The organism is Pseudorhizobium marinum (assembly GCF_000705355.1).
GTDB classification, from domain to species: Bacteria; Pseudomonadota; Alphaproteobacteria; order Rhizobiales; family Rhizobiaceae; genus Neorhizobium; species Neorhizobium pelagicum.
The window spans coordinates 279,338-300,545 of the sequence record NZ_JMQK01000002.1 but is presented as its reverse complement, the minus strand read 5'-3'; the positions used below and the strand labels follow the sequence as shown (position 1 = coordinate 300,545).

General features: G+C 63.0%; 20 protein-coding genes. 11 read left to right on the top strand and 9 right to left on the bottom strand.

The genetic code is table 11. The features are described from left to right. Positions 1-3: 3 nt before the first annotated feature. On the bottom strand, positions 4-1,779 hold the full coding sequence (locus EO99_RS0103615; protein WP_029617279.1) for an N-acetylglutaminylglutamine amidotransferase: 1,776 nt from the start codon (positions 1,777-1,779) through the stop codon (positions 4-6). A gap of 86 nt (positions 1,780-1,865) precedes the next feature. Between EO99_RS0103615 and EO99_RS0103610 the strand changes: the two genes are divergently transcribed. Continuing rightward, positions 1,866-2,369, top strand: coding sequence for a MarR family winged helix-turn-helix transcriptional regulator (locus tag EO99_RS0103610; protein WP_051679684.1), 504 nt, complete (start codon positions 1,866-1,868; stop codon positions 2,367-2,369). A gap of 93 nt (positions 2,370-2,462) precedes the next feature. Then, positions 2,463-2,687 carry a hypothetical protein gene (locus EO99_RS0103605; protein ID WP_029617277.1) on the top strand — a complete coding sequence of 75 codons (225 nt, stop codon included), beginning with the start codon at positions 2,463-2,465 and terminating at the stop codon, positions 2,685-2,687. Between the two features lie 21 nt (positions 2,688-2,708). On the opposite strand, the gene EO99_RS0103600 is transcribed toward EO99_RS0103605, so the two are convergent. Beyond that, complete coding sequence (locus EO99_RS0103600) at positions 2,709-4,079, bottom strand: UDP-glucose dehydrogenase family protein (protein ID WP_029617276.1); 1,371 nt, start codon at positions 4,077-4,079, stop codon at positions 2,709-2,711. Positions 4,080-4,313: 234 nt separating this feature from the next. On the opposite strand from EO99_RS0103600, the gene EO99_RS0103595 reads away from it, so the two are divergent. Next, complete coding sequence (locus tag EO99_RS0103595; RefSeq protein WP_029617275.1) at positions 4,314-4,589, top strand: hypothetical protein; 276 nt, start codon at positions 4,314-4,316, stop codon at positions 4,587-4,589. A 9-nt stretch (positions 4,590-4,598) separates the two neighbouring features. Here the strand turns inward: EO99_RS0103595 and EO99_RS0103590 are convergent, their stop codons facing one another. Next, positions 4,599-5,687 (bottom strand): extracellular catalytic domain type 1 short-chain-length polyhydroxyalkanoate depolymerase, encoded by a 1,089-nt coding sequence (locus EO99_RS0103590; RefSeq protein ID WP_029617274.1) that lies wholly within the window; start codon positions 5,685-5,687, stop codon positions 4,599-4,601. A gap of 178 nt (positions 5,688-5,865) precedes the next feature. Here EO99_RS0103590 and EO99_RS0103585 point away from each other — a divergent pair, with 178 nt between their 5' ends. Continuing rightward, the gene (locus tag EO99_RS0103585; RefSeq protein WP_029617273.1) at positions 5,866-6,570 is read left to right on the top strand and encodes a fumarylacetoacetate hydrolase family protein; all 705 of its coding nucleotides are present in this window, start codon (positions 5,866-5,868) and stop codon (positions 6,568-6,570) included. Positions 6,571-6,585: 15 nt separating this feature from the next. Here EO99_RS0103585 and EO99_RS0103580 read toward each other — a convergent pair whose 3' ends face one another. The 3 genes from EO99_RS0103580 to EO99_RS0103570 form a co-directional block, all read right to left on the bottom strand. After that, positions 6,586-7,458, bottom strand: a complete 873-nt coding sequence (locus tag EO99_RS0103580; protein ID WP_037110950.1) for a lipid kinase — start codon at positions 7,456-7,458, stop codon at positions 6,586-6,588. Positions 7,459-7,692: 234 nt separating this feature from the next. Then, positions 7,693-7,848: a hypothetical protein gene (locus tag EO99_RS27310; RefSeq protein ID WP_156034609.1), complete on the bottom strand. Its 156-nt coding sequence runs from the start codon at positions 7,846-7,848 to the stop codon at positions 7,693-7,695. Between the two features lie 215 nt (positions 7,849-8,063). Further along, positions 8,064-9,107: a CNNM domain-containing protein gene (locus EO99_RS0103570; protein WP_037110947.1), complete on the bottom strand. Its 1,044-nt coding sequence runs from the start codon at positions 9,105-9,107 to the stop codon at positions 8,064-8,066. Between the two features lie 280 nt (positions 9,108-9,387). Between EO99_RS0103570 and kdpF the strand changes: the two genes are divergently transcribed. Genes kdpF through EO99_RS0103535 form a run of 6 tightly spaced genes read left to right on the top strand, consistent with a single transcriptional unit; the run spans position 9,388 to position 17,243 of the window. Beyond that, positions 9,388-9,510: a K(+)-transporting ATPase subunit F gene (gene kdpF / locus EO99_RS28630; RefSeq protein ID WP_081851972.1), complete on the top strand. Its 123-nt coding sequence runs from the start codon at positions 9,388-9,390 to the stop codon at positions 9,508-9,510. Between the two features lie 10 nt (positions 9,511-9,520). Next, positions 9,521-11,230, top strand: coding sequence for a potassium-transporting ATPase subunit KdpA (gene kdpA, locus EO99_RS0103555; RefSeq protein WP_029617270.1), 1,710 nt, complete (start codon positions 9,521-9,523; stop codon positions 11,228-11,230). Between the two features lie 10 nt (positions 11,231-11,240). Next, positions 11,241-13,277 (top strand): potassium-transporting ATPase subunit KdpB, encoded by a 2,037-nt coding sequence (gene kdpB, locus EO99_RS0103550; RefSeq protein ID WP_029617269.1) that lies wholly within the window; start codon positions 11,241-11,243, stop codon positions 13,275-13,277. A gap of 2 nt (positions 13,278-13,279) precedes the next feature. Next, entirely contained in the window at positions 13,280-13,843 is a 564-nt protein-coding gene (gene kdpC / locus EO99_RS0103545) for a potassium-transporting ATPase subunit KdpC (protein WP_029617268.1), read from the top strand. Between the two features lie 14 nt (positions 13,844-13,857). Further along, a complete protein-coding gene (locus EO99_RS0103540) occupies positions 13,858-16,545 on the top strand; it encodes a sensor histidine kinase (protein ID WP_029617267.1) in 2,688 nt (895 codons plus the stop codon). Further along, a complete protein-coding gene (locus EO99_RS0103535; protein ID WP_029617266.1) occupies positions 16,545-17,243 on the top strand; it encodes a response regulator in 699 nt (232 codons plus the stop codon). The genes EO99_RS0103540 and EO99_RS0103535 overlap by 1 nt, the downstream gene beginning before the upstream one ends. A 125-nt stretch (positions 17,244-17,368) precedes the next feature. Here EO99_RS0103535 and EO99_RS0103530 read toward each other — a convergent pair whose 3' ends face one another. The 3 genes from EO99_RS0103530 to EO99_RS0103520 form a co-directional block, all read right to left on the bottom strand. Further along, the gene (locus EO99_RS0103530) at positions 17,369-17,887 is read right to left on the bottom strand and encodes a GNAT family N-acetyltransferase (RefSeq protein ID WP_029617265.1); all 519 of its coding nucleotides are present in this window, start codon (positions 17,885-17,887) and stop codon (positions 17,369-17,371) included. A gap of 236 nt (positions 17,888-18,123) precedes the next feature. Continuing rightward, positions 18,124-19,188, bottom strand: coding sequence for an ATP-binding protein (locus tag EO99_RS0103525; protein ID WP_029617264.1), 1,065 nt, complete (start codon positions 19,186-19,188; stop codon positions 18,124-18,126). Then, positions 19,185-19,874: a response regulator gene (locus EO99_RS0103520; RefSeq protein WP_029617263.1), complete on the bottom strand. Its 690-nt coding sequence runs from the start codon at positions 19,872-19,874 to the stop codon at positions 19,185-19,187. Before EO99_RS0103520 ends, EO99_RS0103525 begins: the two co-directional genes overlap by 4 nt. A 167-nt stretch (positions 19,875-20,041) precedes the next feature. Between EO99_RS0103520 and EO99_RS0103515 the strand changes: the two genes are divergently transcribed. After that, complete coding sequence (locus tag EO99_RS0103515) at positions 20,042-21,205, top strand: efflux RND transporter periplasmic adaptor subunit (protein ID WP_029617262.1); 1,164 nt, start codon at positions 20,042-20,044, stop codon at positions 21,203-21,205. Positions 21,206-21,208: the final 3 nt, after the last annotated feature.

Genomic DNA, 21,208 nt, shown 5'->3' with positions numbered 1-21,208 from the left:
TGCTTAAACCCCGTGGGTCTGCAACCACATTTCGAGAAGGCCGACCTGCCAGAGCTCCGAGCCCCTCAGCGGCGTGATGTGGTCGGCAGGGCTGTCGAAAAGCTGCTGCAGGTAATCTTCACGGAAGAGGCCCCGCTCCTTTGCCGCCTTCGAGGTCAGTGCATCCCGCACCATGTCGAGATAGGGACCATCGACGTACTTCAGCTGCGGGACCGGGAAGTAGCCCTTCTTCCGGTCGATGACTTCGGAGGGAACGACGAGGCGCGCGGCATCCTTCAGCACGCCCTTGCCGCCTTCGCGCAGCTTCTCTTCCGGCGGAATTTTTGCCGCCAGCTCGACCAGTTCGTGGTCGAGGAAAGGCACGCGCGCCTCCAGGCCCCAGGCCATCGTCATGTTGTCGACCCGCTTGACCGGATCGTCCACCAGCATCACCTGGCTGTCGAGGCGGAGTGCCGCATCCACCGGCGTATCGGCGTGGGGGCCGCGCAGGTGGTTGGCGACATAGTTGAAGCTCACGTCCTCGTCCGTCATCCAGTCCGGGTTCAGGTGCTGTCCGAGCTTCTCGTGCGAGCGGTCGAAGAAGACCTTCGCGTAGTCCGCCGCCACGTCTTTGGAATTGGCGAGCGGCGGATACCAGTGATAGCCGCCGAAGACTTCGTCGGCGCCCTGGCCGGACTGCACGACGCGGATGTGCTTCGACACCTCCTGCGACAGCAGATAGAAGCCGGCATTGTCGTAGGAGACCATCGGCTCCGACATCGCTTCGAAGACGCCGGGGAGGGCGCCCATCAGCCGTTCCGACGGTACGAAGATCTGGTGGTGATCTGTCCCGAAGTGTTTGGCGACCAGGTCGGAGTAGACGAACTCGTCACCCTTTTCGCCATTGGCGGCCTCGAAGCCGACAGAGAAGGTCATCAGGTTCTTCTGCCCCATCTCGGCTAGCAGACCGACGATCATGCTGGAATCGACGCCGCCGGACAGCAGCACGCCGACCGGTACATCGGCGACCATGCGCCGCTTCACGGCCGTCCGCAGGGCGTCCAGCACCAGGTCGCGCCAGTCCTGCGAAGAAAGCTTGGCCATCGACGGATCCCGCTCGTATGGCGGGCTCCAGTAGAGCGTGTCTTCTTCGCGCCCGTCGCGCTCGATGACGCGGATGGTCGCCGGCGGCAGCTTCTGGATGCCGTTGACCATGGTGTGCGGTGGCGGCACGACGGCGTGGAACGTCATATAGTGATGCAGCGCCGTCTTGTTGATCGAGGTGTCGATGTCGCCACTCTTCAGAAGCGCGGGCAGGAAGGAGGCAAAGCGCATCGACTTGCCGGTGCGGGCGAGGTAGAGCGGCTTGATGCCGAACCGATCGCGTGCCATCACCACCCGGCCGCTGTCGCGCTCGTGGATGACGAAGGCGAACATGCCGTGGAAGCGCTTGACGCATTCCGTTCCCCAGGCATGCCAAGCCTTGAGGATGACCTCCGTGTCGCCATGCGAGAAGAAGCGGTAGCCTTTCGCCTCGAGATCCTTGCGCAGCTCCGGATAATTGTAGATGCAGCCGTTGAACGCGATGGTCAGACCGAGCTCGGCGTCCACCATGGGCTGTCGTGCCTTTTCCGAGAGGTCGATGATCGAAAGCCGCCGGTGCCCGAGCGCAGCATTGCCATGGATCACCAGCCCCGAGCCGTCCGGCCCGCGCGGCGCAATGGCGTCCATCATCCTCGCCTGTACAAGGGGGGAAGGCTGGGCGCCGTCGAAGCGTATCTCACCACAAATTCCACACACGGTTCCGCTCGATCCTTTTGCTATTGATTGTTTGCGTAACAGTTATAGGTCTAATAATTAGAGTTCGAATGAAGCAGGTCAAGTCTATGAGCATCGGCGGAAACGGGATTGAAGGGAAAAAGTTTCAGGCATCCCATGCCAGAACCATCGAGAAAGCGGTCCGACGCATCGTCCGCGCCCATGATCTGCAGTCGCGGGCGCTGGCCAAGCGGTGTGGTCTGACCGCCGCTCAGCTGGTGCTGATGAAGGGAATTGCGGAGCTGGGGGAGGTGACCTCAGGCGCGCTTTCCGTCTACGCCGACATCAGCGCGGCCACGGTTGTGACCATTCTCGACAATCTCGAGGAGCGCGGGCTGATTCAGCGCTACCGCTCCGGCAGCGACCGGCGGATCGTGCATACGCGGCTGACGGAGACGGGCGCCGCCCTGATGGCGCAGGCTCCGGATCCGATGGGCGACGTCTTCCTCGACCGTTTCGCAAAGCTGCCGCCGGAGGAGCGCCAGTCGCTGGCGGATGCCGTATCGAGACTTGGGGAACTGATGTCGAGCGCGGGCGAAGTTGCTCCCCTGGTGCCGGTGGACGGCGGCTAGAGGGAGGGAACGCAGCTCAAAATCGACGGGGCTGGAAGCGATGAAAGTCTCGCCCATATACCTCTGACGTCTTGCAGACGAGAGGAGGCAGCCATGACGATCACGAGAGACGAGATCAGACGCGTGCTGGGACCTGTCGATGACACCCTTGCCGCCGACATCGTCAACACCGGCGCCAATGAGCAGGAACTGGCGGAAGCCTGGGCCTGGGTCAACAGCGACGAGGCGCTTATCAATGACGGGAGGCCGCTGCCGGGTGGCCGTGTGGCAGAACTGGTGGCACTTTTGGTGGCCGACGAGGAGGAGGAGGACCGCTAGGTTCCCCGGCGGCGCGGTTCGTCACTCGGCGGCGGGGCGTTCCATCTCCTGGATCAGCGGCGAGGGGCGGCGGCGTCCCACCGAATGGATCTCCAGTCCGTACCGCTCTCCGATGGCGGGATCGTAGATATTGCGGCCGTCGAAGATCACCGGTGAGCGCAAGGCCGATCGGATGGCCAGGAAATCGGGTGCCTGAAACTGCTTCCATTCCGTGACGACGACGAGCGCGTCGGCGCCGGCAAGCGTGGCCTCCTTGCCCTCGCACAGCAATAGGTCCGGCCGTTCACCGTAGATCCGGAGGCATTCGTCCATGGCGGCCGGGTCGAAGGCCTGCACTTTTGCACCCGCCTGCCACAGCGCCTCCATCAGGACCCGTGACGGCGCATCGCGCATGTCGTCCGTCTTGGGCTTGAACGCCAGCCCCCACATCGCAAAAGTCCGGCCGCGCAGGTCGCCACCGAAATAGTGGAGGATCTTGGTGCACAGGAAGCTTTTCTGCTCCTCGTTGCGGGCTTCCACCGCCTTCAGCAGCAGTGGGTCGAAACCATCGGCTTCGGCCGTGCGGATGGTGGCTCGAATGTCCTTGGGGAAGCAGGAGCCGCCATAGCCGATGCCGGGATAGATGAAGTGATAGCCGATGCGCGGATCCGCGCCGATCCCGATGCGGACCTTCTCGATATCCGCCCCGAAGCGGTCGGCGAGGTTGGCCATCTCGTTCATGAAGCTGATCTTGGTGGCAAGCATGCAGTTCGCCGCATATTTGGTCAGTTCGGCACTGCGGACGTCCATGGCGATGATTTTCTCATGGTTGCGGTTGAAGGGAGCATAGAGCTCCCGCAACTGCTGCTCGGTGCGCAGGTTGTCGGTCCCGATGATGATGCGGTCGGGCTTGGTACAGTCGGCAACGGCCGATCCCTCCTTGAGGAACTCCGGATTGGAGGCGACATCGAAGCGAAGATCGCGTCGGCCGCGGTCCGCCAATTCCGCCGTCATGGCCGCGCGCACCTTGTCGGCCGTCCCGACGGGCACGGTCGACTTGATCACCACGGTCTTCGGCTCGTCCATGTGCCGGGCAATGCTGCGGGCGACGTTCAACACATGACGAAGGTCTGCTGACCCGTCCTCGTCGGGCGGCGTGCCAACCGCGATGAACTGCAGCGGCGAAAACGCGACGCCTTCCTTCGGATCGGAGGTGAACAGCAGGTGTCCGGCCTTCACGTTGTCGCGCACCAGCGCTTCCAGTCCCGGCTCGTAGATGGGGATCTTGCCGGCCTTCAGATCGGCGACCTTCTGTGCATCGATGTCGACGCACATCACGGTGTAGCCGGCCTCGGCAAAAACGGCCGCCTGAACGAGACCGACATAACCAATGCCAAAGAACACAATCTGCATGCAAAATCGTCCCGGCGGAGGGAAGCGTGAAGCGCCGGCAGAGCAGCCGACGGCAAGACGGTTCTAGACACTGTTCATGACAGTTGTGTGCAACGCCGGCGATGCGACCTTGCGAGAGTGGCACCAGAGCCCTATCTCCCAGGATAAGCCCGGGCCAATGGCCTCCGCCTCAATCCAAAATCAATAACGACACCTGACGCCTGCAACTGCAGGCGCAAACCAGGGGATTTTCACATGGAAGCTGCCAAGACTCTGGCCGAAATGACAGTCAGCGAGCGGCGGAAACTGATCGATTTCGTCGTCACCGCGCTGGAAGATACAGCCGAAGAGGCCGAGGAACACGGTGATGCCCTGTCGGCCGCCAATTCCTACAACCTTGCGACAGCCATTCGGGGCAATGCCACGGAACTCGCGACGCACGACCTGAAGTCGGCAGAACTTCTGCTGCAGCAAGGAATCAATCTTGTCGCCGCAGGCCTCGCGCGGCCCGATCAAAGGCGGCTTCACTAGCCGCCAGCATCAGCGCAGAACGCCGGCTGCCCGCAAGGCTGCCTCGATGGTATTCTGGATCTGCCCCGAGAGGTCGCTGGCGGCAGTCTCTGCGGTCGATCGCGTCGACGAAGCGCCTGCGTCCTCGACGGGCTGCTTGCGCTCGAACGATGCCGCAAGGCCCCAGCTTCGAGCAATATGGACTGTGGACGAAATGCCGGCATCCAGCATGTGGGGACCAGCCTTGCCATAGCCGCTGGAAGCGTCGAGCGGGGTGCCGTGTCCCATGCCGTCGATCCGGTAGAACTCGATCGCGTCCCGCCCGGATGCATCCGTCCAGGTGTCGCGAGTGTGTCCGTCGACCACATCGGTCTTGCTTGGCTTGTCCGCTACGGCGTGAACACCACGCCATTGCTCGATGATCGCGAGCGCATTGTCTTCACTGACCGTCCTGTCGCCGGTGCCATGCCAGACCGAGACGGTCGGCCAGGGACCCTCGTGCGGCGAAGCGGCATCCAGCAGCTCCCGAAGGGCTGAGGGCGACGGCAGGCCATGGCCGCGCATGCGGTCAAAGGCCTGAGGCACCGTTGAAGCTGCGCCAAAGGGCAGGCCCGCAATGACGGCGCCGCCGGCGAAGACCTCGGGATAGGTGGCAAGCAGGGCATTCGCCATGGCTCCGCCGGCCGAGAGGCCTGTCACATAGATCCGTCTTGGATCAATGCCATGCTCCGAGACCATCACGTCAATCATCTCGCGGATCGACAGCAACTCGCCGCGATCGCGCGTCATGTCCTCGTCCTTGAACCAGTTGAAGCAGCGGTTCGCATTGTTCTGGGGCGACTGCTCCGGATACAGCACGGCGAATCCGTAGTCTTCGGCCAGCTGTGACCAGCCCGAACCTGCATCATAGGCCGCCGCCGTCTGCGTGCAGCCGTGGAGCACCACGACAAGCGCGGGCGGCGTTTTCGGACGCTCCGGGGTCTTGTGCCATCCGGTCAGCTTGCCGGGATTGTCGCCGGCGATGACCAGCGGTTCCAGTCCACTGGGTGCGCCGGTAATGCCTGATGCGGCAGCGCGCATGCGCGCAAGCCTTTCGATGGTATCGGTTATGGAGCGCATGGCGCGGGTCCTCTGTTGAACAGGAAAGCCAACTGACACCCTGGTATCGGGAGATAATGCTGCGATGCACAATTTCAAGCATGCAGAGCCGATCTGCCGCCGTGCGGCAAGTGACGCTGTTGCCTGCGCGCGTGGAACAGTTCATGAAACGAAGAGATCGGAAAGCAGGAGCGTGATCATGAACGAGATGCCTCAACGCCAGTATGTCCTTGAACCGGCAGCGGTACCAACCTTGGCGGTGGCCGGTGGCGAGGCACTGTTCCCCATCCATCGCATCTACTGTGTCGGCCGTAATTTTGCCGATCACGCTATCGAGATGGGTCATGATCCCGACAAGGAGCCCCCCTTCTTCTTCCAGAAGAACCCGGACACCATTGTGCCCATGGGGCAGGACTTTCCCTACCCGAGCGCATCGAATGACGTTCATCACGAGATCGAACTGGTGGTGGCGCTTTCCAAGGGCGGTACCGACATCCCCTTGGAGAATGCGCTCGACTGCGTCTACGGCTATGCCGTCGGCCTCGACATGACGCGCCGCGACCTGCAGGGGGAGGCAAAGAAGGCCGGGCGCCCCTGGGAAACCGGCAAGGCCTTCGAAGCCTCCGCGCCCTGCGGTCCCCTGCATCCGGTCTCCGCAATCGGCCACCCGACGCAAGGCGCCGTCTGGCTCAAGGTCAATGGCGAGACGCGCCAGGCCGGGGATCTCAACCAGATGATCTGGAAGGTCCCGGAGATGATCTCCTACCTGTCGCGCCTGTTCGAACTGAAGGCCGGCGACCTGATCTTTGCCGGAACGCCCGCGGGCGTCGGTGCTGTCAGCCGGGGCGACGAGATGGTCGGCCATATCGCCGGTGTCGACGATATCCGCTTCCGCGTCTCCTGATCGGGCGATCGGACGTCAGGGAACGAAGACCGAGACAGCCTTCTCGATGATCGAGAAGTGCACCGGTGTCTCGGTTTTCAACTCGCCGTCCAGGTTCACGGCCCGGGCCTTGCTGGTCCGGATGATCAGGTCCTTGGTCGAAAACGCCCGGACGTCGTTCCAGCTTCCCTGCGTGCCCTTGCGCAGGCTCGGCAGCAGCGTCAGCAGCTTCCACCAGTGGTCCACCTCCAGGCTGTAGAAGTCCAGCATGCCGTCCTGCGCGGTGGCATCGGCATGCACCGCCATGCCGCCCCCGTAGAAACGGCCATTGCCGACGGCGACCTGAAAGCTGCGCAGTTCCTCGATGCGTCCGTCGTGCTCGAGTTCGGCGGTAAACAGACGCGACCCTGCAAGCAGCCGCGCGGCGACGATGGCGTAGCCCAGCTTTCCCCAGCGCTTCTTCGCCTCTTCGGTCAGCGACATCGCCAGATCGGCGCTGAAGCCGATGCTGGCGACGTTGAAGAAGGGATGCTCGTTGGCCATGCCGAGGTCGATCGGGGTCGTCTTCCGCTTGGCGATCACGGCGACGGCCACCTCCAGGTCCAGCGGCAGGCCGACCGTACGGGCAAAGTCATTGGCCGTTCCCAGCGGCAGGACGCCCAACGGCAGCTTCGTCTGCAGCAACCCGGGAGCGGCAGCGTTCAGACTGCCGTCACCGCCGCCAACGATCACGCAATCGATCTCCTGCGCGCGGTTGGCGATGGTTTCGGATGTGGTCTCCCTCGTGTCCGCAGGGCGCTCGATGTAGCGGATGTTCGCCTGCTCCAGAAGGCTTCGCACCTTGGGAAGACTGGCCTTCCCGCGTCTCGAGTTCGGGTTGACCAGCAGTAGCGCCATCTTGGCCGTCATCCAGGCATTCTCCATGCAGGCCGCAGCGGAAACCCGCAGGTGCGCGAGACGACGAGGCCATTTCCATCGGGGCGGATGTAGAGGCGCGCAGGGCGTCCTTCAATGCCGACCGGGAAAGCCTTCAGTGTTGATAGCTGGCCATGCGGAGCCCGGGGGGCAGCCGATCAAGAAGCCGCCGCTTGCCGCGGCCTGTCTGGCTGCGGCGCCAAGCCGGCGGATGAGACGGATTGGGCTTTAGTCCGCCTTTGCAGGCGCAGAGCCCTTGCCGACTTTATCGGCTGCGGCTGGTTTTTCCAGAGCCAGCTCGGGTGTCTGGTCCTTGGTTTTCTTCTGCGATGGTTGAACGTCCGCCTTCTGCACGGGCTCGGCCTTCTTTTCGAACCTGATCATTCTTCATCTCCTGCTGGTTAGGCTCCGATCCGGCAAATCGCCTAGCTTCGGGCTTCAGTACTCACTGATCACCACCACCGTCAGAAGACAAGAAAATACGAGAATTTCCTAAAATGACATGGGGAGCCTGAGTGAGCATGGGTGATGGGCGGCGAGGGTGCCTATGGGGCGAAAGCGGTTGATAATGATGACGCCGAGCTGATCTTTGCTGCTGATCAGCCTGCAGCGCTCGCCTTCCCATGCCGCTCGCTCCATCGCTTGCGCGCATAGGCCTGAAGATCGGTAATGCTGTCGGCTTCGTCGACGATCTCCTCCCCAATCAGCGTCTCGATCAGGTCCTCCAGCGTGACGACACCGGCAGTCCCGCCAAACTCGTCGACTACCAGCGCAACATGACGGTCCTTGTGGACGAGCGCGTCGAAGAGTTCTTCCAGCGGCATCGTTTCGATGACGGTGTCGAGATCCCGTCGGATGTTCTGCAGCGTCGTTTCGCCATTGCCGTCGACAGCCTGGTAAAGGATGTCGGTCTTCAGCACGAAGCCGGTCACCTTGTCGATCGAGCCGGCAAAGATCGGGATGCGGGAGAAACTGAGCTCGGCCTTGCGGGCAATCGCCTCGTCGATCGTCGTTTCCTGGTCGAGTGCGAACACCACCGTGCGCGGTGTCATGATGTCCCCGACAGTCAGGCGGTCGAACTTCAGAAGATTACGAAAGACCTTGGAGTCACCCTTGTCGATGACTCCCTCGCGATGGCCGATGTCGGCCATGGCCGCGATCTCCTCCCGGCTCACCGGTGGTTGCCGCTTGCCGCGCGACAGAAGCAGCGTGATGAATTGCGACATCTTCACCAGTGGCCACATGGACCAGATCATCGGAGGCAGGATGCGCGCGACCATCGGGGTGAATTCCCTCCAGTACATCGCGCCCAGCGTCTTGGGGATGATCTCCGACAGCACGAGGATCAGCAGTGTGAGCACGGCGGAGAAGATCGCGATCGAGGTATCGCCGAACACCAGTGCCGCCTGCGCACCGGCCCCGGCGGCACCGGCCGTATGAGCAACGGTGTTGAGGCTGAGAATGGCCGCCAGCGGTCGGTCGATGTCATCCTTGAGCACCTTGATTTTCCGGGCAGTCTCCGGCCGCGTCTCTTCGAGCGTTGCGGTATAGCTCGGCGTGATGCTGAGCAGCACCGCTTCCAGGATCGAACAGAGAAACGAGATGCCGACCGCAAGCGCCGCGTAGATGATAAGAAGCGTCATGGGGTCGTCCTGACCTGAGAGGGGTTGCCGAGAGGGGGCGGAGCTTGAACATTCGTCATGCTGCGCCAATGCATCTCGGCCAGCCTGGTTCCGAAATGGGTTTCCGGACCACCTCCTGAGCACCCTCCTTATCTTTTCTTTACGTCTCCCACGTCTCTTCCCAATCGAAGCCTGACCTGAAGCGCGCTTAATTCTCCTGCAGCATCAACAGGAGAAACGGACATGTCCGACCTCGTCTTTCTCGCGCTCGGCGCGAGCACGCTTCTTGTGCTGGCGCTCTATGCGCGCGCACTCGACCGGCTCTGAGGGGGGCAAGATGCTTGAACCTCTTTTCGGCCTCCTCGTCACCGCCGTCCTTGGCGTCTATCTCGTGATCACGCTTCTGCGTCCCGAGCGGTTCTAGGAGCAGCCTCATGACCCTCATCGGTTGGCTGCAGATCAGCCTTCTCTTCCTTGCCGTTCTTCTCGTCATCAAGCCGCTCGGGCTCTACATGGCGAAAGTCTTCTCCGGCGAGAGACACCTTCTGTCACCCGTTCTCGCTCGCGGCGAACGCGGTCTCTACCGCCTTGCCGGCATCGATGCGGACAAGGAACAGAGCTGGCGGGCCTATGTTACCGCCATGCTGATGTTCTCGCTGATGGGCTTTCTCGCGCTCTATGCGATCCTGCGCCTGCAGGCCTATCTGCCGTTCAACAGCCAAGGTTTCGCCGGCATGGCGCCGGATCTCGCCTTCAACACGGCCGTCTCCTTCGTGACCAATACCAACTGGCAGAACTACGGCGGGGAAACCACGCTCAGCCATTTCAGCCAGATGGCGGGTCTGACCGTGCAGAACTTCCTGTCGGCAGCCACCGGCATTGCTCTTGCGGTCGCCTTTACCCGGGCGTTTGCCCGCTCGAAGGTCACGACGCTCGGCAACTTCTGGGTCGATGTCACGCGCGCAACACTTTACGTCCTCCTGCCGATTTCGATCGTCGTGGCGCTCGCCTTTGTTGCCATGGGGCTTCCCCAGACGCTGGACGCCTCGGTGACGGCAACCACCCTCGAGGGTGCCAACCAGGTGATCTCGCTTGGCCCGGTCGCGTCCCAGGAAGCAATCAAGCAGCTCGGCACCAACGGTGGCGGCTTCTTCAACGTCAATGCCGCCCATCCCTTCGAGAACCCGACCGCCTGGTCGAACTACCTCAACATCTTCGCCATGCTGTCGATCTCGTCGGCGCTCGTCTATGCCTTCGGTGAGATGGTCGGCCATCGCCGCCAGGGCTGGGCACTGATCTCGGCCATGGCCGTCCTGCTCGTCGCCGGCGTGGCCGTCACCTACTGGGCCGAGGCTCAGGGCAATCCGATCCTCACCAGCCTCGGCGTCGATCCGTCGTTCGGCAACATGGAGGGCAAGGAAGTCCGCTTCGGCCAGGCGATGACCGCGCTCTATGCGGCTGTGACCACCGGGCTTTCGGACGGAGGCGTCAACGGCATGCACGGTTCCTTCACAGGTCTCGGCGGCTTGGTGCCGATGTTTCTGATCCAGCTCGGCGAGGTTCTGCCGGGCGGCGTCGGCTCCGGCCTCTACGGCATGCTGGTCTTTGCGCTGCTGTCGGTTTTCGTCGCCGGCCTGATGGTCGGTCGCACGCCGGAATTCCTCGGCAAGAAGATTGAAGCGCGCGAGATGAAGTTCGCCATGCTGGCGGTGCTCGTCCTGCCGCTGGCCATCCTCGGCTTTACCGCCGTCTCCGCCATGCTGCCCCTTGCGGTCGCCAGCATCGGCACCGCCGGCCCGCATGGCCTGTCGGAAATCCTCTATGCCTATACATCGGCGGCCGGCAACAACGGCTCGGCCTTCGGTGGGCTCTCGGGCAATACGCCCTGGTACAACACGACGCTTGGGCTTGCCATGTTGCTCGGTCGCTTCGCCTATGTGGTGCCGGTCATGGCCATCGCAGGCTCGCTCGCCGCCAAGGTCAAGGCACCCGGATCGGCCGGCACCTTCCCGACGGACGGCCCGCTGTTCGTCGGCCTGCTCATCGGCATCATCCTCATCCTCGGCGGCCTGCAATTCTTTCCGGCGCTCGCACTCGGTCCCATTGCCGACCATCTGGCGATGCTGGCCGGCCAGTCATTCTGAAGGAACTTCCATGTCCAAGGCTCATCAAGCTCAAAGCCTTCTCGACCCCGGCATTCTGCGCCCGGCTGTGGTCGACGCCTTCCGCAAGCTCGACCCGCGGCTTCTGTTGCGCAATCCGGTGATCTTCGTCACCGAAATGGTGGCGGTGGTGGTCACGCTGCTCTTCCTGCGCGATCTCGTCGCCAACCCGGGCGAGGCGTCATTCTCCGGCCAGATTGCCGCCTGGCTCTGGTTCACCGTGCTGTTTGCGACGTTCGCAGAGGCCGTGGCCGAGGGCCGCGGCCGGGCACAGGCCGACAGCCTGAAGAAGACCAAGTCGGAACTCGTCGCCCGCCGGCTCAAAGCCGATGGCGTTACGGAGACGATCGCCGCGCCGGACCTGAAGGTCGGCGACGTGGTGGTGGTTTCGGCCGGCGAACTGATCCCGGGCGACGGCGAAGTCATCGAGGGCGTCGCCTCGGTCAATGAAAGCGCCATCACCGGTGAATCCGCCCCCGTCATCCGTGAATCCGGCGGCGACCGTTCGGCCGTCACTGGTGGCACCCAGGTCCTCTCCGACGAGATCCGGATCAGGATCACGGTCGCCCCCGGCTCCTCCTTCGTTGATCGGATGATCGCGCTGATCGAAGGCGCCCAGCGCCAGAAGACGCCGAACGAGATCGCGCTCTCCATCCTCTTGTCCGGCCTGACGCTGATCTTCCTCTTTGTCTGCGTCGCGATCTGGGGACTGGCCGGCTATTCCGGGACGGTCATCTCCGTCACCGTGCTCGCCGCCCTGCTGGTCACGCTGATCCCGACGACGATCGGCGGGCTTCTGTCGGCAATCGGCATCGCCGGCATGGACCGCCTGGTGCGCTTCAATGTCATCGCCACTTCCGGCCGGGCCGTGGAAGCGGCCGGGGACGTCGACACGCTGCTGCTCGACAAGACCGGCACGATCACCTTCGGCAACCGCATGGCGAGCGATTTTCTCGCCACCCCCGGCGTCACGCCCGCCGAACTGGCAGAGGCTGCTCTGGTGGCCAGCCTGTCCGACGAGACACCGGAAGGCCGCTCCATCGTGGCGCTCGCCACCGGCGACTTCGGCATCGCCATGCCGGAGGCCCGTTTCGATGCGGTCATCGCCTTCACCGCCGAGACGCGCCTGTCGGGCGTCGATATCGGCCCGCGCCGGCTGCGCAAGGGTGCGGTCGATGCCGTCCTGAAGTTCGCCGGTCTTGCGGAGCAGGACGCACCGGCAGAATTTCGCCGCGCCGTGGAACAGATCGCCCGCAGCGGTGGCACGCCGCTGGCGGTCGCCGACGGCAATCGCCTGCTCGGCGCCATCCATCTGAAGGACGTGGTGAAGCCGGGGATCAAGGAGCGTTTCGCAGCGCTTCGCGCCATGGGCATCCGCACCGTCATGGTGACCGGCGACAATCCGGTGACGGCGGCCGCCATCGCCTCGGAAGCCGGTGTCGACGACTACCTCGCCCAGGCGACGCCGGAAGACAAGCTCGCCTTCATCCGCCGCGAACAGCAGGGCGGCCGCCTGATCGCCATGTGCGGCGACGGCACCAACGATGCGCCCGCACTCGCCCAGGCCGATGTCGGCGTCGCCATGCAGACCGGCACCCAGGCCGCCCGCGAAGCCGCCAACATGGTCGACCTCGATTCCAGCCCCACCAAGCTGATCGAGATCGTCGAGATCGGCAAGCAGCTCCTGATGACGCGAGGATCGCTGACGACGTTCTCGATCGCCAACGACGTGGCCAAGTACTTCGCCATCATCCCGGCGCTGTTCGTCGCCACCTATCCGACGCTCGATGCCCTCAACGTCATGGGGCTCGCCTCGCCGCAATCGGCCATTCTCTCGGCTGTCATCTTCAACGCGCTGATCATCGTCGCGCTGATCCCGCTGGCGCTGAAGGGCGTCTCCTACCGGCCCTCCGGCGCCGCCGCCCTTCTGCGCCGCAATCTCCTGGTCTACGGCCTTGGTGGTCTCGTTCTCCCCTTTGCGGGCATCAAGATCATCGATCTTGCCGTCAGCGCCCTTCACCTGGTGTAATCATGATCAACCATCTTCGCCCCGCAATTACCCTCGTCGTCGCGATGACCGCAGTGACCGGTCTCGCCTATCCCCTGGCCATCAACGGTATCGCGCAGGCCGTCATGCCGGCACAGGCCAATGGCAGCCTGATCGAGCGGGAGGGGGTCGTCATCGGCTCCGCCCTGATCGGCCAGAGCTTCACCTCGGATCGTTATTTCTGGCCAAGGCCGTCGGCGACGGGGCCGGAGCCCTACAACGCCGCCGCCTCGTCCGGCTCGAATCTCGGTACCACCTCGGTCAAGCTGAAGGATCGTGTCGCAGGGGAGGTGGCCCGGCTCAACGCGACCGGCATGACGCAGCCCGTGCCTGCCGATGCCGTCGCCACGTCCGGCTCGGGTCTTGACCCGCATGTCTCCCCGGCCTTCGCCGAGGCGCAGGTTGCACGCATCGCCCAGGCGAGAGGACTGGAGCCCGCTGCCGTCGCCTCGATTGTGGCGCAACACACCGAAAATCCGAGCTTTGGCGTTATCGGTGAAGCAAGGGTCAATGTGCTAGAGCTGAACCTGGCACTCGATGCCCTTTGATATGTGAGAGCCTGATGGCGGATGACGACCGCAGGGACGACAGACGTCCCGACCCCGATGCCCTGCTTGCTCTGGCGGACAAGGACCGTCGAGGCAAGCTGACCGTCTTTCTGGGAGCCGCGCCCGGTGTCGGCAAGACCTATGCCATGCTGTCTCGCGCCGCGCGCCTGAGAGCCGATGGCGTCGATATCGTCGTCGGCCTCGTCGAGACCCATGGACGCAGCGAGACGGCGGGGCTGCTCGACGGGCTGGAGGTGCTGCCGAGGACACGCGTCTCGCACCGCAAACGCATGCTGGAAGAGTTCGACCTCGATGCGGCTCTCGAGCGGCGCCCCTCCATCGTCATCGTTGACGAGCTGGCGCATTCCAATCCGGAGGGCAGCCGCCATCCCAAGCGCCACCAGGATATCGAGGAGCTGATCGCGGCCGGCATCGATGTCTGGACGGCGCTCAACATCCAGCACCTCGAAAGCCTCGCCGATCTCGTCGCCAAGATCACCGGCATCTCGGTGCGCGAGCGCGTTCCAGACATCGTGCTGAAACGGGCCGACGAGGTGCTGCTCGTCGATCTGTCGCCGAGCGAACTGATCGAGCGGCTGAAGGACGGCAAGGTCTACCTGCCGGAAAGCGCACGCCGGGCGGTGGACAGGTTCTTTCGTCTGGGCAATCTGACGGCGCTGCGGGAGCTCGCACTGCGCCGCACCGCCGACCGGGTGGATGACCAGATGGTCGACTACCTGAAGCAGAATGCGATCGACGGCCCCTGGGCGACAGGCGAGCGCCTGCTGGTCTGCGTCGGCTCCGATGTGCTTTCGGAAAAGGTCATCCGGGTGGCGAGCCGGCTCGCCTCGGGCCTCAACGCCCCATGGATGGTGGTGTCGATCGAGCGTGCCGACCGGGAGGTGGAGACGCCTGAACGCCTGCAACGGATCGAGACGCTGTTTCGCCTTGCCGAACAGCTCGGGGCGGAAACCCGTCGCGTCATCGGCCACGATTTCGTCGACGAGATCCTGAGGCTCGCCCGTCGCGAGCATGCGACCCAGATCGTCATCGGCACACGACGACGCGGCCGGATGGACCGTTTCCTGTCGAGATCCCTGCCGGAGGCGCTCGCCAAGCGTGCCTCGGGGCTTGGCGTCTACATCGTCACGCCTGACGGAGGTGATGCCGCTTTTGCCAAGCGCACGCTCCCCATGCCCCGGCTTTCGGCGCTCAGGCAGGCGACCGCCATCGCGTCAGGTTTCGTCGCAATCGCGGCTGCGATCGGCAAGGTCATCGATTTGATCGTGCACCTGCCAAACATCTCGCTGCTGTTCCTGCTCGCGGTGCTGGGCGCGGCGGTCTCCGGCGGCTATCTCGCGGCCTTTTTCGCCGCGGTCCTGTCGACGCTCGCCTATAATTTCCTCTTCATCGATCCGCTGCATACCTTCACGATCGCTGCACCCCATGAGGTTTTCGCCCTCTTCGTCTTTCTCGCCGTTGCCATCATCGCCGGTGGATTTGCGTCGCGGATCCGGGAACAGGCCGAGATCGCGGGGATCCGGGCGGCGGCCTTGCAGTCGCTCTACGATTTTTCCCGCAAGCTCGCCGGCACCGCAAAAACCGAGGACGCCATCTGGCTCACCGTCTCGCATCTGCAGGCGAGGCTGAAGCGCAAGGTCGTGCTGCTCCTGCCCCACCAGGGCGACCTGAGCATGGCCGCCGCCTGGCCGCCGGATACCGAACTCGATGTCACCGACCTCACCGCAGCGCGTTGGGCGCATGACAAGCGCGAAGCGGCAGGACATGGAACCGGGACCTTGCCCAACAGCCGCTTCGAATTCCGTCCTCTGCTCGGTCCGCACGGCATCGTCGGCGTCTGCGGTATCGAGCACCGCGACGAACGGCTCGACCTCAACGCCGAGCGCGCGCTGACTGCCATTCTCGACCAGACGGCGATCGCGCTGGACCGTGCGAGACTGGCCGAGGAGACGGTGCAACAGGCCGCAAGGCTGGAGGGCGAACGCTACCGGGAGGCGCTGCTCTCGTCGATCTCCCATGATCTGAGGACCCCGCTTGCGACCATCACCGGCGCGGTCACCGGCCTTCGCCAGCTTGGCGAGCGCATGACGCCAGAGAACCGCGACGATCTGCTGCAATCGATCGAAGAGGAAAGCGGCCGGATGAGCCGTTTCGTCGCGAACCTCCTCGACATGACCCGCATCGAGGCCGGCACGCTGAAGCCCAAACAGGAGTGGATGGATGTGACCGACGTGGTCCAGTCGGCCGTCGAGCGCACCCGCAAATATGCGCCGGGACGCCTGATCGAGACGGGCATCGCTCCGGATCTGCCGCTGATCAAGGGCGATAGCGTGCTTCTGTCGCAGGTGCTGTTCAATCTCTTGGACAATGCGGTGAAATACGGCGGAGAGGAGCCGATCAATGTCTATGCCAGGCGCGACGGCAAGGACGTGCTGATCTCCGTCACCGATCTGGGCAAGGGCATTCCGCCGGAGGATCTGGACCGCATCTTCGAAAAATTCTATCGCAGGGGCAAGCCGGACGGACGCGCGCCGGGCACTGGCCTTGGCCTCTCCATCGCCCGCGGCTTCGTCGAGGCGATGGGCGGACGAATCCACGCCGAAAGTCCGGCGTGGAAGAAGAAGGGAACCCGCATCATCATGCGTTTCCCGGAAGCGGAGCCCTCGGCAATGGAGCCCTGATGACTGTGTCACGTATTCTCGTAGTTGACGATGAACCGCAGATACAGCGTTTCCTGAAGCCCTCCCTGACGGCAGCGGGCTACGAGGTGATCGAAGCGCTGACCGGTGCCGATGCCTTGAAGGCTGTGGCCACGCAGGCACCCGACCTCGTCATCCTCGACCTGGGCTTGCCCGACATGGATGGCAAGGACGTCATCGCCAGCCTGCGCGGCTGGAGCGAGGTGCCGATCGTCATCCTGTCGGCGCGCGATCGCGAAAGCGAGAAGATTGCAGCCCTCGATCTGGGGGCCGATGATTATGTGGAAAAACCCTTCGGCATCGGCGAACTCACCGCCCGCATCCGCAACGCGCTTCGCCATCGCGGCAGGCTGGACGCGATACCGGAGATCATGGAGGTCGACGGCCTGACGATCGATCCCATCCGCCGCCTCGTCACGCGCGGGGTCGAGACGATCCGTCTGACGCCGAAGGAATACGATCTGCTTCTGCTGCTGTCACGGCATGCGGGCCGCGTGGTAACCCACAGGACGCTGCTGACCACGGTCTGGGGGCCGGCACACGGGGAGGACCTGCACTACCTCCGGGTGTTCATCGGCCAGTTGCGTCAGAAGATCGAGCGTGACCCGACAGAGCCACGAATTGTGCGCACGGAGCCTGGAGTGGGCTACCGGCTGCTGACGGATCACGAAACGTCTTGATCGCGAACCTGCCTTTGCGCCTCGCAGCACGCGTCCTGCCTGCCTCCCTCCCAGAAGCAGCCATAGGTCCTCGCGCGTGATGAGCGTTGGAAGCGGCCAGCGGTCCGAGACTGTAATGAGGTCTCTCACATGACCTTCTCGAACTGAAATCCCTCGCCGCCTGCTGGATCGTCGGCACCGGGGTGGTTCGGATCGGGATGGCGTTCATGGAAGAACTCGATGATCTTGAACCCACATTTGTTGACGTAGAAGTGGATGTTCCTCTTTTCGAAGTAGGGGGTGTGCGTTTGCCAGGTCACGGTCTGCGGATAGCGCGCTTCAATGGCAAGCCAGGCCTTGTGACCCAGACCATGACCCTGCTCTCCGACCTTCAGGAAAAAGAGATCGAGTGTGTTGTGATGGGTCTCCTCATCGATGGTCACCACGGCGCCGCCGACCTTTTTTCCGTCGCAGAGGATGCGGAGCGCCACAGCCCCGGGGGCATTGATCGATTTGTCGAGATCCTCGTCGGAAGGGATGGGGCCGTCCGGCAGATCCCCCAACTCTTCGACGACTGCGACTGCAAACGCCTCCTGAAGTTCCTTCTTGAAGTCCGGGAGATCGCCCGGATCGGCTACGGTCAGGCTAACACTATGATTGGTCATATCTTTCTCACGTCATACCTCAAGGAGTCGTCGGATCTCAGCGGAACGATGTCGGCGCGCTCTTCTGCGTCACCACGGAAAAGCTTAGGCCGCGCGGGACATCGATCCACGCCGACGACATTACCGATCCGAATTTGAGACTGTATGGAGGAGATGTGGAGAGTGTGTGGAGCCGAGTGCTGCTGCACGACGGCGATCAGGCTATCGGCGCGGCTCCAGCCGGCGTGGACTACGGATCAGGAAACCGGCCTTCCAAGTGAAATCTCGAACATGGCGCCGCCTTTGTCGGAAGGAGCATAGCGGATCTTGCCGCCATGCGCCTCAACGATGGCGCGCACCACCGACAGGCCGAGGCCGTTCCCGCCCTTTTCCAGAGAGCCGGATTGTGTTCCCCTTCGGAAGGGTTCGAAGGCCGAGGAGGCGATATCGCTATCGAGCCCCGGTCCCTCGTCCGCCACCCGCAATATCGTCATCTCATTCTCGACGCTGAGGCTGATCTCGATGATGCCGCGAATTGCGTAGCGGCGCGCATTGGTGACGAGCGCGAGGAGCACCTGCCGGATCCGCATCGCGTCGACGGAGACCAGAACATCGGAAAGTTGAAGCCGAAGTTCGAAACCGTCCTCTTTCAACTCCTGTTCCAGCACCCCCGCAAGCCGCTGGATCTCGTCCTTGAGCCGGACGGGCTGGATACGAAGGTCGAGGTGACCGCTGTCGGCCAGCGTGACCGTGCGCAGGTCCTCGACGAGCCGAGCCAGCGAATCCACCTGCAGCACCAGGGAATGTAGGGACTTTTCATCGGGTTCGAATACGCCATCGATCATGCCCTGCAGGCGACCCTTCAGAATGGTCAAGGGTGTGCGCAGTTCATGGGCGATCGTGGCGTTCCAGAGCGTCATATCGGCTGCCATGTCCTGAAGGCGCCGAGCCATGGCATTGAAATCTTCGACAAGAAGGGCAGTCTCCCCGAGTGAATGGTCGCCCGGAACAGCGCGCGCCGAGAGGTCGCCGTCCTTGATACGTCTTGCGCTCTGCGCCAGCGACTCCAGCGGTTCGAGAATGCGCCGCGCAAGCCTGATGGATGCGACGGCCGCACCGATCAACGCGATGAAGATGAGGATGGACAGGATGATGAAATCGAGGCCCGTCAACCAGTTGTCGGTGCCCTCGGACCAGGGAGAGAAATAGAACAGGATGCTGAAGGCGAAATAGGTTCCGAAAAAGACCAGCAATCCGGCAGCCACGGCCATGGATGACATGGCGAACAGAATTTGCCGACTGAGACCCTTCATGAGCATCATGGGTTGATCGCCAGCCGGTAGCCGATGCCTCTGATGCTGGTGAGCATGCCTTCGCCACCTGCCTGTTCGAGTTTCTTGCGCAGCTTGCTGAGATGGCTGTCGATCGTCCGATCCAGCGCATCGGATCCGGGCAGGCACGCATCGACGAGTTCGCTTCTCGAAAAGGCCTTGGTGGGGGTCCTGGCGAGATGCGCCAGGAGCCTGAACTCGGTCAAGGTCAGGGAAAGGGAGGTCGTCGTTCCATCCTTTTCGATCTTCACCTGATAGCTGTCCAGATCGATTGTGAGATCTCCGGCCCGGATCATCGCGCCTGCCTGGCTCAGGCCCGCGCGCCGCAGGACTGCCTTGGCCCGCGCGACGACCTCGATGGGATTGAACGGCTTGACGATGTAGTCATCTGCGCCGATCCGCAGGCCCTGCAAACGATCAATGTCTTCATCCAGAGCTGTGATCATGATGACGGGGGTGCGGCCACGTCTTTGGATTTCGGCCAGAAGCTCCCAGCCATTCACCCGCGGCATGGTGATATCCGCCAGAACAATATCGGGTTTCAGCGAGCGGTGCAGGTCCAGGGCAACCTGCCCGTCGCGGGCATGCACCGTGCGGAACCCCTCACGGGTGAAATAGGCCTCAAGAATGCCGGCGATCTCCATATCGTCTTCGGCAATCAAAACTAGTTCCGCCATGGTCATCGAACTCCTTGCGTCTTCAATGCCATTGAACTCGCGCATCGTCGAGTAGGCGTGCTTGGCCTCCACACGATCGCAACAAAACCTCCACAGAGCCCCAATGCGACACTTCTAGATGAGCGCCATCAAAGCATCTTCTCGATGAAAATGAATGGTGGATACCAATGAGACGCGGAACTCGTTTCTGGAAAATTGGCCTGTTGTGCCTGCCGGTGGTGCTTTTGTGCGCCTGCAGCGACCAGTCTGACGCCGAAGTCAATGCAGCCGCTGAATTTCAGCCGGCTCGTGTTGCCGTCATGACCGTCCAGCCGGAAGCGGTCACCGTCTATGATGAGCTGCCGGGGCGTGTCTCCGCCTTCCGGACCGCGGAGATCCGGGCGCAGGTGAGCGGCATCATCCAGAAGAAGCTCTTCGAGGAGGGCGCCTTCGTCGAGGCCGGCACGCCACTTTTCCAGATCGATCCGGCGTCTTTCTCCGCGGATGCCGACGCAGCCGTGGCCGTGCTGGCGCGCGCGGATGCTGAATTGCTGAACGCAAAGGTGAAGTTCGAACGCGCGGAACTGCTGTCGGCGCAAAAGGTCACCAGCGACGAAGCCTTCAACAATGCGACTGCGGCACTGGCACAGGCCAAGGCGAGCGTTGCGGAAGCCAAGGCCAATCTGGCGCGGCGAAAGCTGGAACTGTCCTACGCGACCATTCGCAGTCCGATCAGTGGCATTATCGGTCAGTCCTTCATGAGCGAGGGTGGACTGGCTTCTTCTTCCGCCACCTCATCTCTCGCAGTGGTCCAGCAGATCGATCAGGTCTACGTCGATGTCCGCCAATCGTCCATGAGTCTGGAGGACCTCCGGAACACAGCCTCCGGGGCCGGGACGGGCAATCCCGAAGAACTGCCGGTCAGGATCAGGACCATCACCGGCAAGCCTTACGGCCATGCCGGAAAAATTCTGTTCTCCGACATGTCGGTCGATAGCGCCACCGGCAGCCTCGGGATCCGTATCCTCGTTCCCAACCTGGAAGAGCAACTCCTTCCGGGCATGTTCATCCGCGCAATGGTTCCGCGCGATGTCTACAGCGCGGCTCTTCTGGTGCCGCAGGAGGCCGTCACGCGCGATTTGGCCGGCGCGCCGGAGCTCATCATCGTCGGTGCGGACAAAACGGGAGCGAGACGAACGGTGGAGCTGGGGCCGCTGGTCGACGGAAAATACTTGGTCAAAAGCGGTCTTGTGGCGGGTGAAACCATCGTCGTGCAGGGACAGGATCGGGTTCAGAACGGCCAACCGTTGGAAACATCGCCGTCTCTCCGCACCCCGGAAAAGCAGAGCTAAGGA

Coding starts and splice junctions, on each gene's coding strand:
- EO99_RS0103520 (WP_029617263.1), bottom strand. CDS start 19,874: ATGGCGGAACTAGTTTTGATTGCCGAAGACGATATGGAGATCGCCGGC.
- EO99_RS0103585 (WP_029617273.1), top strand. CDS start 5,866: ATGAACGAGATGCCTCAACGCCAGTATGTCCTTGAACCGGCAGCGGTA.
- EO99_RS0103530 (WP_029617265.1), bottom strand. CDS start 17,887: ATGACCAATCATAGTGTTAGCCTGACCGTAGCCGATCCGGGCGATCTC.
- EO99_RS27310 (WP_156034609.1), bottom strand. CDS start 7,848: ATGATCAGGTTCGAAAAGAAGGCCGAGCCCGTGCAGAAGGCGGACGTT.
- kdpB (WP_029617269.1), top strand. CDS start 11,241: ATGTCCAAGGCTCATCAAGCTCAAAGCCTTCTCGACCCCGGCATTCTG.
- EO99_RS0103525 (WP_029617264.1), bottom strand. CDS start 19,188: ATGATGCTCATGAAGGGTCTCAGTCGGCAAATTCTGTTCGCCATGTCA.
- EO99_RS0103600 (WP_029617276.1), bottom strand. CDS start 4,079: ATGCAGATTGTGTTCTTTGGCATTGGTTATGTCGGTCTCGTTCAGGCG.
- kdpA (WP_029617270.1), top strand. CDS start 9,521: ATGACCCTCATCGGTTGGCTGCAGATCAGCCTTCTCTTCCTTGCCGTT.
- EO99_RS0103515 (WP_029617262.1), top strand. CDS start 20,042: ATGAGACGCGGAACTCGTTTCTGGAAAATTGGCCTGTTGTGCCTGCCG.
- EO99_RS0103540 (WP_029617267.1), top strand. CDS start 13,858: ATGGCGGATGACGACCGCAGGGACGACAGACGTCCCGACCCCGATGCC.
- kdpC (WP_029617268.1), top strand. CDS start 13,280: ATGATCAACCATCTTCGCCCCGCAATTACCCTCGTCGTCGCGATGACC.
- kdpF (WP_081851972.1), top strand. CDS start 9,388: ATGCGCGCGCACTCGACCGGCTCTGAGGGGGGCAAGATGCTTGAACCT.
- EO99_RS0103605 (WP_029617277.1), top strand. CDS start 2,463: ATGACGATCACGAGAGACGAGATCAGACGCGTGCTGGGACCTGTCGAT.
- EO99_RS0103580 (WP_037110950.1), bottom strand. CDS start 7,458: ATGACGGCCAAGATGGCGCTACTGCTGGTCAACCCGAACTCGAGACGC.
- EO99_RS0103610 (WP_051679684.1), top strand. CDS start 1,866: ATGAGCATCGGCGGAAACGGGATTGAAGGGAAAAAGTTTCAGGCATCC.
- EO99_RS0103535 (WP_029617266.1), top strand. CDS start 16,545: ATGACTGTGTCACGTATTCTCGTAGTTGACGATGAACCGCAGATACAG.
- EO99_RS0103590 (WP_029617274.1), bottom strand. CDS start 5,687: ATGCGCTCCATAACCGATACCATCGAAAGGCTTGCGCGCATGCGCGCT.
- EO99_RS0103570 (WP_037110947.1), bottom strand. CDS start 9,107: ATGACGCTTCTTATCATCTACGCGGCGCTTGCGGTCGGCATCTCGTTT.
- EO99_RS0103595 (WP_029617275.1), top strand. CDS start 4,314: ATGGAAGCTGCCAAGACTCTGGCCGAAATGACAGTCAGCGAGCGGCGG.